Origin of the sequence: Sphingosinicella soli (assembly GCF_014199685.1) — a bacterium.
Taxonomy (GTDB): domain Bacteria; phylum Pseudomonadota; class Alphaproteobacteria; order Sphingomonadales; family Sphingomonadaceae; genus Sphingosinicella; species Sphingosinicella soli.
This window is the reverse complement of the sequence record NZ_JACHNZ010000003.1, coordinates 108,445-120,785: the sequence shown is the minus strand read 5'-3', so window position 1 is coordinate 120,785 and position 12,341 is coordinate 108,445. Positions and strand designations below refer to the sequence as shown.

At 64.4% G+C, this 12,341-nt stretch carries 12 protein-coding genes; 4 read left to right on the top strand and 8 right to left on the bottom strand.

Going from position 1 to position 12,341, the window contains the following annotated elements:
- Positions 1-158 precede the first annotated feature (158 nt).
- Positions 159-1,391 (top strand): cytochrome P450, encoded by a 1,233-nt coding sequence (locus GGQ98_RS02555; RefSeq protein ID WP_184064646.1) that lies wholly within the window; start codon positions 159-161, stop codon positions 1,389-1,391.
- Positions 1,392-1,516: 125 nt separating this feature from the next.
- Entirely contained in the window at positions 1,517-1,669 is a 153-nt protein-coding gene (locus GGQ98_RS02550; RefSeq protein ID WP_184064643.1) for a hypothetical protein, read from the top strand.
- Positions 1,670-1,678: 9 nt separating this feature from the next.
- Here GGQ98_RS02550 and GGQ98_RS02545 read toward each other — a convergent pair whose 3' ends face one another.
- Entirely contained in the window at positions 1,679-2,650 is a 972-nt protein-coding gene (locus GGQ98_RS02545) for a 50S ribosomal protein L11 methyltransferase (protein WP_243451640.1), read from the bottom strand.
- A gap of 35 nt (positions 2,651-2,685) precedes the next feature.
- Here GGQ98_RS02545 and GGQ98_RS02540 point away from each other — a divergent pair, with 35 nt between their 5' ends.
- Positions 2,686-4,392 (top strand): DUF885 domain-containing protein, encoded by a 1,707-nt coding sequence (locus GGQ98_RS02540; protein ID WP_184064640.1) that lies wholly within the window; start codon positions 2,686-2,688, stop codon positions 4,390-4,392.
- 17 nt (positions 4,393-4,409) lie between these two features.
- On the opposite strand, the gene GGQ98_RS02535 is transcribed toward GGQ98_RS02540, so the two are convergent.
- Together GGQ98_RS02535 and GGQ98_RS02530 are read right to left on the bottom strand one after the other, a co-directional pair.
- The gene (locus GGQ98_RS02535; RefSeq protein ID WP_184064637.1) at positions 4,410-5,036 is read right to left on the bottom strand and encodes an HAD family hydrolase; all 627 of its coding nucleotides are present in this window, start codon (positions 5,034-5,036) and stop codon (positions 4,410-4,412) included.
- A gap of 154 nt (positions 5,037-5,190) precedes the next feature.
- Positions 5,191-6,105: a LysR family transcriptional regulator gene (locus GGQ98_RS02530; protein ID WP_207791212.1), complete on the bottom strand. Its 915-nt coding sequence runs from the start codon at positions 6,103-6,105 to the stop codon at positions 5,191-5,193.
- A gap of 247 nt (positions 6,106-6,352) precedes the next feature.
- Here GGQ98_RS02530 and GGQ98_RS02525 point away from each other — a divergent pair, with 247 nt between their 5' ends.
- The gene (locus tag GGQ98_RS02525; RefSeq protein ID WP_184064634.1) at positions 6,353-8,437 is read left to right on the top strand and encodes a S9 family peptidase; all 2,085 of its coding nucleotides are present in this window, start codon (positions 6,353-6,355) and stop codon (positions 8,435-8,437) included.
- Between the two features lie 3 nt (positions 8,438-8,440).
- Here the strand turns inward: GGQ98_RS02525 and GGQ98_RS02520 are convergent, their stop codons facing one another.
- Genes GGQ98_RS02520 through GGQ98_RS02500 form a run of 5 tightly spaced genes read right to left on the bottom strand, consistent with a single transcriptional unit; the run spans position 8,441 to position 12,341 of the window.
- Positions 8,441-9,835: an NAD(P)/FAD-dependent oxidoreductase gene (locus GGQ98_RS02520; RefSeq protein ID WP_184064631.1), complete on the bottom strand. Its 1,395-nt coding sequence runs from the start codon at positions 9,833-9,835 to the stop codon at positions 8,441-8,443.
- On the bottom strand, positions 9,832-10,200 hold the full coding sequence (locus GGQ98_RS02515; RefSeq protein WP_184064629.1) for a cupin domain-containing protein: 369 nt from the start codon (positions 10,198-10,200) through the stop codon (positions 9,832-9,834). The genes GGQ98_RS02520 and GGQ98_RS02515 overlap by 4 nt, the downstream gene beginning before the upstream one ends.
- A 34-nt stretch (positions 10,201-10,234) precedes the next feature.
- A complete protein-coding gene (locus tag GGQ98_RS02510) occupies positions 10,235-10,960 on the bottom strand; it encodes an amino acid ABC transporter ATP-binding protein (protein ID WP_184064627.1) in 726 nt (241 codons plus the stop codon).
- Positions 10,957-11,610 (bottom strand): amino acid ABC transporter permease, encoded by a 654-nt coding sequence (locus GGQ98_RS02505; protein WP_184064624.1) that lies wholly within the window; start codon positions 11,608-11,610, stop codon positions 10,957-10,959. Before GGQ98_RS02505 ends, GGQ98_RS02510 begins: the two co-directional genes overlap by 4 nt.
- Positions 11,610-12,341, bottom strand: a complete 732-nt coding sequence (locus GGQ98_RS02500; protein ID WP_184064621.1) for a substrate-binding periplasmic protein — start codon at positions 12,339-12,341, stop codon at positions 11,610-11,612. Before GGQ98_RS02500 ends, GGQ98_RS02505 begins: the two co-directional genes overlap by 1 nt.

Below are 12,341 nucleotides of genomic sequence, written 5' to 3'. Positions count from 1 at the left end.
TCGTTGTGGCGCTCCCATGGAGTATCTGTCCCATAGCGCATCCTTCCATTGCTGGCTGAATAATGCACCATCAAAGCCTGGGATCAAACACCTAGCGAATTGGAGCGCGTTACGCGGGGCTCTCTTTGCGTCATTCTGTGAGGTGGGGAGGCTTCACTATGGCGACCAAAGTTGCGGTGGCGAGTGATCTCGGCGCGACCGATCCGGCGGACTACCATCACTTCATCGAACAGACGTGGCCCGCGCTGTTTGCGCGGCTGCGCGCCGAAGACCCGGTGCATTACTGCACCGAGGGGCTGTTCGCGCCTTACTGGTCGGTGACGCGGTACAAGGACATCGTGCATGTCGAGGCGCTGCCCGACATCTATTCCTCGTCGTGGGAGTACGGGGGCATCACCGTTCTCGACGCGCTCGATCGGGAACTGAAGTTCCCGATGTTCATCGCGATGGACCGGCCGCAGCACACCGCCGAACGCCGCGTCGTGGCGCCGGCATTCACGCCGAGCGAAATGCAGCGGCTCGCCGGGCAGATCCGTGCGCGCACGGCCGCGCTGCTCGATACGCTGCCGGTGGGCGAGACCTTCGACTGGGTGGACAGCGTTTCGATCGAACTCACGACGCAGATGCTCGCCATCCTGTTCGACTTCCCGTGGGAGGACCGACGGCTGCTGACGACGTGGTCGGACTGGGCAGGCGACGTGCAGGCGGCGGCCGATCCGGCGCTGCGCGAGGAACGTACACGCAACCTTTTCGAGATGGGCGCCTATTTCCGCGGGCTGTGGCAGGCGCGTCTGAATGCGCCGCCTGCGCCTGATCTCATCTCGATGATGATCCATTCGGAGGCGATGTCGAAGATGGACGAGCAGGAGTTCATCGGGAATCTGGTGCTGCTGATCGTCGGCGGCAACGATACGACGCGGAACTCGATGACGGGGCTCGCAGGCATCATCAGCGCATTCCCCGGCGAGTGGGCCAAACTGAAAGCCGACCGCAGCCTGATCCCCAACGCCGTTTCGGAACTGATCCGCTGGCAGACCCCGCTTTCGCACATGCGGCGCACCGCGACGGAAGACACCGAACTGGGCGGCAAAACCATCCGCAAGGGCGACAAGGTGGTGATGTGGTACATCTCCGCCAATCGCGACACGGAGGTTTTCGCGGACCCTGACCGGGTCGATTTCAGCAGGGAAAACGCGCGGCGGCACCTGTCGTTCGGCTACGGCATCCATCGCTGCGTCGGGGCGCGTCTGGCTGAACTGCAACTCTCGATCCTGATCGAGGAAATGCTGGAGCGCGGCATGGATCTCGAGACTGTTGCGCAACCGGTGCGCGTGCCGTCTCCGTTCATAAACGGCTACAAGGAACAGAAGGTCCGTATCCGTAAAGGTTAACAGGCCTTTAGCGCGAGCTATGCACTGGGTGCATGGATGGTAGGAGATTTCAGCGGCTTCTCACTGATGCTGCACCGCACCATATGTCTCCCCGTCGCCACTAGGGGCGGCACCAGGAGGCTCACATGATCTACGCATACGCGAAAGCCGCAACGATGGCATTCCCGCAGGATGGGCAGACCGTGCAGCCGACCAAACTTCGTGAAGCGCGCAGGCTCGCTGACCTGTTCAGTGAGCGCGGCCGCGACATGCAGCTGTTCCACGCCTGGCGCCCGTAACCACGGGTTTCAGGCGTTCAGGAGCCGCAAGGTCGGCCACTCGCCGATGACGGTTCGGGAGACAGGCGTAATACCGCAATCGCGGTACGCCGCTTCCACCGCATCGGCCTGACCCGCGAGCAACCCGGCGAGGATTAACGTCCCGCCGGGCGCTAGCGCCGCCGCAATAGACGGCGCCATTTCAATAAGCGGCCCGGCGAGAATATTCGCCACGACAAGATCGAACGGCCCGCGCGCGGCGAGCGCCGCGTCTTCCAGCCCATCGGCGACATGGAGCGAGATTTCGCCCTTCGCATCTCCGATGTTAACCATGTTCACTTCTGTATTTTCACGCGAAACCCTGATCGCGACGGGATCGATGTCGCTTGCCGTGACGAGGGCTTCGGGCCACGTCTTGACGACGGCAAGCGCGAGGATCGCCGTGCCGGTGCCGAGGTCGAGCGCGTTTTTCGGTACGACATCGAGCGCATCGAGCGTCAGCAGACAGCCTGTCGTGGTGGCATGCTGGCCGGTGCCGAAGGCGAGGCCCGCCTCGATCTGAAGCCCGATGCGGCCCGCAGGAAGCGTATCGGCGTCCGCCGCCGTGTGGACGAAGAAGCGCCCGGCTTCGACCGGATCGAGGCCCGCCTGGCTCATCGTCACCCAGTCTTCATCATCCAGTTCGACGAGCGTATAGGCGCCCCCCGCGCTCGGCAGCAGCGCCGAGACCGTCTCGATCAGCATCAGCGACGGATGCTCGACCGTGTAAACGTCAAGCTGCCAGCTGTCGGGTTTCGATTCGTCGGGCTCGCTGGTCATCACGACCGGCGGCGGATCGAAGTCTGCAAGCTGGGGAACGTCGTCGGTGAAGAGATCGGCCTCTGCGCGCGTGCAGGCGAAGGTGAATTTCCAGGTTGTCATGGCCAGGCGGAATAAGGCGCGCCGCGCCGCGTGGCAATGTTTCGACGAACGGCCCTTGGCAGGGCGGGGGCCTGCCGCCATTCTGCGGGACCGTATTTCCTGATGAGGCCGAACCCATGAAAATTCGCGCTCTTCTGCCGTTTCTGCTTGTCGGCGCGGCCGCCTGCGACTCCGCGCCCGACGTCGCCGCGAAGCCCGACTGGAAGGCCTATTCAGACGCCTATATCGAGGCGACGTTCAAGGCGGACCCCTATTTCGCGGTCTATCAGGGGCGTCACGAATATGACGGCATCCTGCCCGACTGGTCGAAAGCGGGGATCGATGTGGAGATCGCGCGGCTGAAAACGGCGCTTGCCGATGCGAATGCGCTCGATACCTCCGGTTTCAGCGATGCGCAGCGGTTCGAACGCGACTATCTCGTCGCGGTGACGCGCGGGCGCCTGTTCTGGCTGGATACGGCGCGCTGGCCGTATCGCAATCCCGCCTTTTATACGGGCGCAGGGCTCGACCCGAGCGTTTACATCACGCGGCCCTACGCGCCGCTCGACGTGCGCCTGAAGGCATTCGTGAAATACGCAAATGCGATTCCGGCGGCGGCGGAGCAGATCAAGGCGAACCTGGCCGGTCCGATGCCGCGAACCTACGTCGATTACGGGCTCGCCGCGTTCAACGGCTATGCGGACTATTTCGAGACGGACGTGAAAACCGCCTTCGCGGAGGTGACGGACGCGGCGCTGCAGCAGGAGCTGGCCGCCGCGAGCGCTGCGGGCGCGAAGGCGATGCGCGAACTCGCGGCGTTCATGGAAAGCAAGCGCGCCGGACAGACCGAGGATTTCGTGCTCGGGCCCGACGTGTTCGCCGCAATGGTGCGCGAAACCGAAGGCGTCGACATCAGCCTTGAGGAGCTTGAACGCATCGGCGAGGCCGACCTGAAGCGCAACCAGGCAGCGCTGAGATCCGCATGCGACAAGCTCGCGCCGGGCAAAGCGATTGCGGAGTGCATGGCGGTCGTCACCAGCGACAAGCCCGCCGATGGCCCGGTCGCGGAAGCGCGGCGCCAGCTTCCGGACCTGAAGGCATTTCTGGTGAAGGCCGACCTTGTGACCATACCGGGCACGGAGGAGGCGCTTGTCGAGGAATCGCCGCCGTTCAACCGGCAGAACAGCGCCTACATCGACATTCCCGGGCCGTATGAGAAGGGGCTGCCTTCGGTCTATTACATCTCGCCGCCCGATCCTTCGTGGCCCAAGGACGTGCAGGACGGGTTCGTGCCGGGCAAGCTCGACCTGCTGTTCACCTCCGTGCACGAGGTATGGCCGGGGCATTTCCTGAATTTCCTGCACGCGAACCGCGCGAAATCGCAGTTCGGCAAGGTGTTTGTGGGCTATGCCTTCGCGGAAGGCTGGGCGCATTACACCGAGGAGTTGATGTGGGAAGCCGGGCTCGGAAACGGCGACCCCGCCACGCACGTCGGCCAGCTTTCGAACGCGCTGCTGCGCGATTGCCGCTATCTTTCGGCGATCGGCATGCACGCGCGCGGCATGAGCGTGGAACAATCCCGCCAGATGTTCCGCGACCAGTGCTATCAGGACGAAGGCAACGCCCTCCAGCAATCGGCGCGCGGCACTTACGACCCGGCCTATCTCAACTACACGATGGGCAAGCTGCTGATCCGCAAACTCCGCGAGGACTGGACGGCCACGCGCGGCGGCCGCAAGGCGTGGAAAGCCTTCCACGACGAATTCCTCGGCTACGGCGGCCCGCCTATTCCGATGGTGAGGAAGGCGATGATGAAAGAGGCCGAAGCGAAGGCGGTGTTCTGAGGGGATAGCCGGGCCTGTCACACCAGCTCTTGCAGCGGGTTCAGCGTGTCGGCGATGAGAAGGGGACGCGCCGTGGCGTCGACGAACGGCAGTCCCGCGCGGTTGTGCCAGAAAACGGGCATGCCGACGCCTGCGGCACCGGGAATGTCGGCGGGTGAACCGGCAACGAACAGCGTTCGGGCGGCCTCTGTGCCGAGCCGGTCGAGCGCGGCGCGGTACGATTGCGGTTGCGGCTTGTAGAAGCCGGTTTCTTCAGAGGTGACGACGACGGAAAAGGGAATGCCGACGCTTTGCGCGGCCCGCCTGCCCAGGGCGATCGAGCAATTCGTGACGACGCCCAGCGGGATGCCGCGCGCGCTCAGATCGCCGAGCACGGACGCTGCCTCCGGCCAGGGGCGGAGCGTGTCCCAGTGCGCGGTGAGCGCTTCGGTGGCTGACGGGTCCACGCCTGCCTTCACGGCGGCTTCGCGCACGAGATCCTCATACGGGCGGTAGGCGCCGCATCCATAGGTCAGTTCGAGATAGGCGCGGCGCCAGCGCAATCCATCGGCTTCGGAGCCTGCTGCGTGGTTCCAGACCGACCAGGAATCAAGAAGTGCGGTGAGGAGGTCGAAGACCACCGCGTCGATGGCGAGCCGTTTCATACCTTAAACTCCAAACTCTGTCGTACCGGATTCGATCGTCCGATCCGTCGCCGTTCAGGCGTGTGCCGCGAGGTCGGTAGCGATTAACAAGGGCGAGGGCGCATCGGCCAATGCCCGTTGCTGATGGTTATATGCCGTCCCGTAAGCGCCGCGCTTACGCCGAGGCCAGTTTCCAGAACGCTTCGGCCGATGGCGATTGCCGGCCGCGCGGGCGGTAGAGCCGGACATCGACGGGTATATCCCATACGGTGTCGCCCGCCCGGACCAGAGAGCCGTTCGCCAGATCATCCGCAACGATGCTGAGGGGAAGCCAGGCCAAACCCTTTCCATCCTTCGCCATGCGCGCGAGGACCAGCGTGTGCGAGGTGAATACGGGCGTCAGGCTGACCGGCATCGCGCTGGCTGCAAACATGGCCGATACGATGCGGCCCATGCCCGATTCCGCACCGTAAGCCAGCAGGTTTACCGCGCGCTCCGTGCGTTGAGCGAGGGCGTGGAGCGGACGCCTATCGCTTTCGCTGGGCGCGCTGACGGGGACGAGCGTGTCACCGCCGAGGGAGAGGGAATGAAAGCCCGCATCATCGAGCGCGGATGCGGCACCGGGATGGAAATAGCACAGGCAGAAATGCGCTTTTCCATCGAGCATGATCTTCTCGGACGCGCCCATATTGTCGGCGGTGAGCTGGATCAGGATTTCCGAATCCGACATTGCCTGCAAAGCCGCGAGCCACTGCGGGAAGAAATTCAGGGCCAGAGCGTGCGTGACGAGCACCTTTATCATCGACGCGGAGGCACCGGCGATTTCCTGAACTTCGCGCCGCCCGTGCTCGATATCTCGCAGAACGGTCTCGGCGATCACGGCGAAGCGCTTGCCGGCAGGTGTCAGGACCATTTGGTGGGTGCTGCGGTCGACAAGTTCGACGCTCAGCCACTCCTCAAGCGCGCGAATGCGGCGGCTGAACGCGGGCTGCGTGACGTGACGCGCGGATGCGGCACGCGAAAAATTTCCCGCGCGGATCAGAGCGCCGAAATCTTCCAGCCATGCCATTTCCATTGTTTTGTCCGTCATTGCGCTCCGCAGATTTGTAAGAGAGAAAATTGTATACGGGAAGGCGGCGTCACAACCGCCCTTTTCAGCCGTTTCGGGTGTCTTTGTACACGAACGCACGCCGCTGCGGTGCTGCCTGGCGGGCATGGATTGATCCATAATCCGCATTGGCGCCGGAAGGGCTCAATTGACAATCTATGCCCATAGAGGGCGAGTCCCATCTTGCGGGCGGCATCCGGCGGGGTCGGATCATCGGGGAGTTTCGGATATGGGTTTCGATGTTTTGCGGCCGCTGCGTTTTCGTCTCGGACGTCAGGCAGCCATATTGGCGGCTGCGGTCTTTTGCGCCGGGGCCGCGTGGGGCACGTCTTCGGAAGCCGTTTCAAAGCCGGGCGAGGCGGCCCGTTCGAATACACTGCTTCCCCGCGACGTGCTTTTCGCATCGCCCACGTATTCGGAACTGCAGATCAGCCCTGACGGGAAACAGCTCGCATTTTTCCATCCGCTGAACGGCATGCTCAACATCTGGGTCGCGCCGATCGACGATCTGGCGTCGGCAGCGCCGGTTACGCGCTTCGATACGCGCCCCCCCGACGGCTTTCAGTGGAGCGGGGACGGGCGTTATATCCTGATCCTGAAGGATATCGGCGGCGAAGAGCATCACCAGCTCTGGATCGCGAACCTGGAAAAGCGGACGGTTATCAATGCCACCGCCGATCCCGCAGTGCAGACCAAAATCGTGAAGGTCTCGCCACGGCATCCCGGCGAAATTCTGGTCGGAATGAACATTCGCGACCGGCGATACCGCGACATCTATCGCATCGATCTTGCGACGGGCGAGCGTACCGAGGTGTTTCGCAACGATCCGCAGTATATCGATGTCGTCGCCGATGCCGATTTCAATATTCGAATGGGCGTTCGCGGCAACACGGACGGCTCGTGGACCTATTTCCGCTTCGATCCCGCCGGGCCGAGCGCGTTCATGACAATTCCGCTTGGCTCGCTGAGAAACTCCAAGGTTTTCGGACCCGATGCGCAGGGCAAGCTCACGATGCTCGACAGCCGCGACGGCGACCGGGCGAACCTCGTTTCGGTGGACCTTGGGACGGGTGAGAAGACCCTGCTCGCCGAGGCCCGGCGCGCCGATATCATGGAGCCGCTGTTCGACGAGGAGAGCGGCGCGCTGCTGGCGACGCGCGAAGATCCGCTGGTGAGCGAATGGACGGTTCGGTCGGAAAGCGTGCGCGCGGAATTCGCGGCGCTGGAGAACGCGGTTGCCGGGCCGTTCAAGATCGCCGGGCAAACGCCGGACAATGCGCGCTGGCTGCTGCTCGAAACCGTGCCGCAGCGCGCCGACCGCTACAGCTGGTGGGACAGAAAGAGCCGGACGCTCACTCCGCTCGTATCCACGCGGCCCATGCTCGATCAGCGCGGTGTCTCGCGGCGCATCCCCGTCACCATCCCCTCGCGCGACGGGCTCAGCCTGCGGAGTTATCTGACGCTTCCCAAGGACGCGCGCCTCGGCGCGGACGGCATGCCCGCCGAGCCCGCGCCGCTCGTGCTGCTGGTTCACGGCGGGCCGTGGCTGCGCGACGATCTCGCCTTCGATCCGCAACATGCCTGGCTCGCGGATCGCGGTTATGCGGTTCTGTCCGTGAACTTTCGCGGATCGAGCGGGTTCGGAAGCAGCTTCATTGCGAAGGCCGACAGGAAGTGGTCGGAAACGATGCACGACGATCTGCTCGATGCCGCGCAGTGGGCGATCGACAAAGGCGTGAGCGCGAAGGATCGCCTTGCGGTGATGGGGCTATCCTACGGCGGATACTCGACGCTCGTGTCGCTGAGCTTCACTCCCGATGTTTTCCAGTGCGGCGTCGATCTGGCCGGGCCGAGCAATCTTGTGCGGCTGGCCGCCGCGATGCCCGCGTGGTGGACGTGGCAGAAGCCGCAATTCCTTATTCGGATGGGCGATCCATCGACTCCCGAAGGTGCGGCGGACCTGCTCCGGCGGTCGCCGATTTCTCGCGTCGATGCGATCTCGAAGCCGCTGCTCGTGACCAACGGCGCCAACGACCCGCGCATCTTTCCCGATCAGTCGCAGGAGATCGTCGATGCGCTGAAGGCGCGCGGGAAGCCGGTGACCTATGCCTTTTATCCCGACGAGGGGCATGTCTATGCGAAGGACAAAACCAATATTTCCTTCGCCGCGATCGCTGAGCATTTCCTTTCGAAGTGCCTCGGCGGGCAGGCGGAGCCCTACGGCGACGACCTTGCCGGGTCGCAGGTCGAGGTGAAGACCGGCGCGGAGTTCGTTCCGGGCCTGATGCAGGCGCTCAAGGCAGAGGCGAAATAGGGCTCAGGGTTCGCCCAGATATTTCGCCAAGCCCGCGTCCAGGGGAGGCTGCTGCCCCGCAGCCTCCGCGAGGTCCATCCGCAGGAAGGCATTCTGGACGTAGCGTATGCCTGCCCATCGCAGGGGCTCGACCTCCCAGTTCGGAGCCTGCTTGCGGATATAGGGCGCATCGGCACCGGCTTCATGACCGGCGACGAGCCCGGCGAGCGCCCGCGCGCAAATGACGCTCGTGATGACACCGTGGCCGGTGTAGCCGTAGCTATGGCCGATGCGGCGCCGGGGATCGAAATGAACGGTCGGCAGCCAGTCGCGCGGGATGCCGAGATAGCCCGCCCATTTGTGCGTGAAGGGGATGCCTTCGAGCGAAGGCCACCATTCCAGCAGCCGATCGCGGATCCAATCGAAATTGGCGTTTTCCCTGAGCGCGGTTTCGCACATGTCCGAGCCGTAGCGATAGGGCGCGCCGCGGCTGCCGAACAGGATGCGCCCGTCGGCAGTGCGCGTGAGATAATTGGTGGTGTGGACATAGGAGCTTAGACATTCGCCCCCGCGCCAGCCGACCTGGTTCCATTGTTCCGCAGTGAGCGGCGCGGTGAGCATGATTGTCGATGCCATGGGGATCAGTCGGCGGCGGTATTCGGGTTGGCTGGTCATGAACGCCTCACCCGCGAGCAAGACCGCTTGCCGGGCGCGGATGGTGCCCCCTGATGTGACGAGCGCGGGCGCGGCGCCGTCGACGGCGCGCAGCACTTCGGTTCCTTCGTAGATACGCACGCCGCGCCGCTCGAGCGCGCGCGCCAGTCCGCGCACAAGGCGGCCGGGATGGATCGTGGCGCCCGAACGCAGGCGGAATGCGCCGTGCACTTCGGTTGCGTTGACGGCGCGCTGCGCCTCGCGGGCGTCGAGCAGTTCGCAGCCGTCTGCCATGCCGAGCCTGTCGTACGCATCGAAGGATTGCCTCAGCGACGGCAACTGATCGGCACTGCGGGCAAGCGTGAGCACGCCCACCGGATTGAAATGCGCGTCGATGCCTTCTTCCGCGCAGATGCGGCCGACCTCATCGACCATCGCCTGCTGGGCAAGCAGCATCGACCGCGCCGTCTCGATCCCGAAGCGGCGGGTGAGGGCGGACGGGTTGATCGGAAAGCGCGGCGAGCACCAACCGCCGTTGCGCCCCGATGCGCCGAAACCGCAGAATTGCCGTTCGACAATCGCGATGGAAAGGTTCGGATCGCGTTGCAGCAGGAAATAGGCGGTCCAGAGCCCCGAGAAGCCGCCGCCCATGATCGCGACATCGACGGTCTCGTCGCCGGCGAGCGCCGGGCGCGGGGTCAGGTCGTCGTCGCAGCTCGCGAGCCAGTAGCTGCCGATCGTGGCGGGCGAAACGGTGGACGTCATCGCGTTGCCTCTGCCTCTTCGAAGACAATGAAAACCTTTCGGCTATCGCTCAGGATCTCCCAGGTGCCGCTGCTTTCGGGCGGGAAATAGACCGCGGCGCCTGCGGTGATCGGAACGGGCTCACCCTCGTCGGGCCGGAAGATCGCCTCGCCCGAGAGGAAGTAACAGAATTCGGCGCGCACGACCTGTCGGCGCCAGACGCCGGGCGTGCAGTGCCACACGCCGTGCTGACTTTCCCCGGCGCCTGGAATCGACGCGGACTGCACCTGCGAGACGGGTTTGCCCAGCGGCCTGGCGACGGGGGCGATCGCGGCGGCGGCGAGGAGCTTATCTGGGCGGAAAAGGCTGATTGCTTTTGCGGTCATCGGCGGCTCCTTGAAGGGCATGGATCGGGCAGGTTCACAGCGTGTGGCGGACGCGGCGGAGAAAGAGCCGGGTCCGCTCGGTTTTCGGGTTCGCGAGAAATTCGTTCGCCGGGCCCTGCTCGGCAATCGTGCCGCCGTCCACGAAGAGGATCGAATCCGCCGCCTCGCGCGCGAAGGCGATTTCGTGCGTGACGACGATCATCGTCATGCCGCCCTCGGCAAGACCGCGTATGACCTCGAGAACTTCGCCGACGCGTTCGGGATCGAGCGCCGAGGTGGGTTCATCGAGAAGGATGGCGCGCGGCTCCATCGCCAGCGCGCGCGCGATGCCGACGCGCTGCTGCTGCCCGCCCGACAATTGGCGGGGCAGGGCATCGGCGTGGTCCGCCATGCCCACCTTTTCCAGCAGCGCCATCGCGTGTTCCCTCGCTTCGGCGATGGGTCGGCGGAGGACATGGACGGGCCCCTCGATCACGTTTTCGAGCGCCGTTCGGTGGGGGAAGAGATTGAACCGCTGAAAAACCATGCTGACCGCCGAGCGGATCTGCGGCAGCGAGCGGGGCGTGACCAGAACATTATCGACTTCGATCGACCCGCCGTCGTGGCTCTCCAGCCCGTTGACGCATCGCAGGATCGTCGACTTGCCCGATCCCGAGGGGCCGATCAGGCATGCGACTTCGCCCGCGGCGATATCGAAGCTGACGTCCCGCAGCACCGCGCACGCCCCGAAGGATTTACGGACATGACGCAGGCGGATCATCTGCGTGCGAACCGTCGTTCGAGCACACGTACACCGGCTGCCATCGGCAGACTCGCGGCAAGATAGAGCAGCGCGATGAGCAGATAGACCGTGCCGTTCTCGAAGGTCGAGATCGCGAGCAACTGACCCGCGCGGGTGAGTTCGGCGATGGTGATCGTGGAGGCGATCGACGAATCCTTGAGGAGCATGATCGTCGTGTTGCCGAGCGAAGGGAGCGCGGCGGGGATGCCGAGCGGCAGCACGACACGGCGCATCAATACCGACCATGGCATGCCGAGCGAAGTGCCCGCCTCTATGAGGTTCCTGTCGACCGACGTAAGCCCGCCGCGAAAATTTTCGGCCTGATAGACCGAATAGGCGAGACCAAGACCGAGGACGCCGGCTGCAAACGGGGGCAGGTCGATGCCCCATTCCGGCAACACGAAATAGATGCAGAAGAGCTGAACGATGATCGGGATGCCGCGAATGATGTTGATGACCGCGCGGCTGAACCAGCGCAGCGGGGCGAAGCGCGAATAGCCCATCAGCACCCATAGCAAACCCAGAACGATGCTGGTGACAAGCGCGCCGAAGGTGAGGAGGAGGGTGACGCCGAGCCCGCGCAGGAGGATCGGCATGAATTGCGCGGCGTCGGTGAGAAATTCCTGCATTACCCAAGCTCCCAGCGGTGCAGGATCGCCGGTATCTCGGCGTCCTTCAGGCGGGCGATGGCTTTGTTGAGCCGTTCCAGCAACGGATCGTCTTTCGCGACGATCAGGCAGAGATCTTCTTCGACGGGCGGCCTGAATTCGCGCACCAGACGGACCGGCCGCCGAGGGCCGACGCGAAGCTGGTAGCGCAGGATCGGCTCGTCGCCGTAACCGGCGTCGATCCGGCCGTTGGCGAGGTCGCGTACGATCTCCTGGAGCCCATCGTAGGTTTTGACGCGATCGACGCCGGCGCCGTGCAACTGATCCACGAAGCGCGTGCCGACCTGCGCGCCGACGCGCTTGTGCCGGACGGAAGACAGCGCCGGATACACGCCCCGATCGTCGCCGGGGACGACGAGGCCGCCGCCGTAGGAAAAGACCGGCGCGCTGAAAGCAACGATCTGCGCGCGCTCGTCCGTCCGCTGCATCGCCGCCGCGATCATGTCTATGCGGCCCGTCGTCAGCGAGGGGATCAGCGCTGAAAACGGCGTCGCGCGGTAGTCGCCCGTCAGGCCCAGGTCGCGGATCACGGCCTTCGCGATGTCGATCATCGCACCTGTCAACGCGTTGGTCGCCGGATCGACGAAACTGAACGGCACACCCGTCGGCGACGATCCGACCCACAACTCGCCCGGCAAGCGCGGCTGCTGTGTGCAGGCCGCGAGCGGTAGCGCTGCAATGATTCCAAGCAT

Excerpts from the sequence above, each read along its gene's own strand:
- GGQ98_RS02555 (WP_184064646.1), top strand. The coding sequence starts at position 159 with ATGGCGACCAAAGTTGCGGTGGCGAGTGATCTCGGCGCGACCGATCCG.
- GGQ98_RS02550 (WP_184064643.1), top strand. The coding sequence starts at position 1,517 with ATGATCTACGCATACGCGAAAGCCGCAACGATGGCATTCCCGCAGGAT.
- GGQ98_RS02545 (WP_243451640.1), bottom strand. The coding sequence starts at position 2,650 with ATGGCGGCAGGCCCCCGCCCTGCCAAGGGCCGTTCGTCGAAACATTGC.
- GGQ98_RS02540 (WP_184064640.1), top strand. The coding sequence starts at position 2,686 with ATGAAAATTCGCGCTCTTCTGCCGTTTCTGCTTGTCGGCGCGGCCGCC.
- GGQ98_RS02535 (WP_184064637.1), bottom strand. The coding sequence starts at position 5,036 with ATGAAACGGCTCGCCATCGACGCGGTGGTCTTCGACCTCCTCACCGCA.
- GGQ98_RS02530 (WP_207791212.1), bottom strand. The coding sequence starts at position 6,105 with ATGACGGACAAAACAATGGAAATGGCATGGCTGGAAGATTTCGGCGCT.
- GGQ98_RS02525 (WP_184064634.1), top strand. The coding sequence starts at position 6,353 with ATGGGTTTCGATGTTTTGCGGCCGCTGCGTTTTCGTCTCGGACGTCAG.
- GGQ98_RS02520 (WP_184064631.1), bottom strand. The coding sequence starts at position 9,835 with ATGACGTCCACCGTTTCGCCCGCCACGATCGGCAGCTACTGGCTCGCG.
- GGQ98_RS02515 (WP_184064629.1), bottom strand. The coding sequence starts at position 10,200 with ATGACCGCAAAAGCAATCAGCCTTTTCCGCCCAGATAAGCTCCTCGCC.
- GGQ98_RS02510 (WP_184064627.1), bottom strand. The coding sequence starts at position 10,960 with ATGATCCGCCTGCGTCATGTCCGTAAATCCTTCGGGGCGTGCGCGGTG.
- GGQ98_RS02505 (WP_184064624.1), bottom strand. The coding sequence starts at position 11,610 with ATGCAGGAATTTCTCACCGACGCCGCGCAATTCATGCCGATCCTCCTG.
- GGQ98_RS02500 (WP_184064621.1), bottom strand. The coding sequence starts at position 12,341 with ATGCTTGGAATCATTGCAGCGCTACCGCTCGCGGCCTGCACACAGCAG.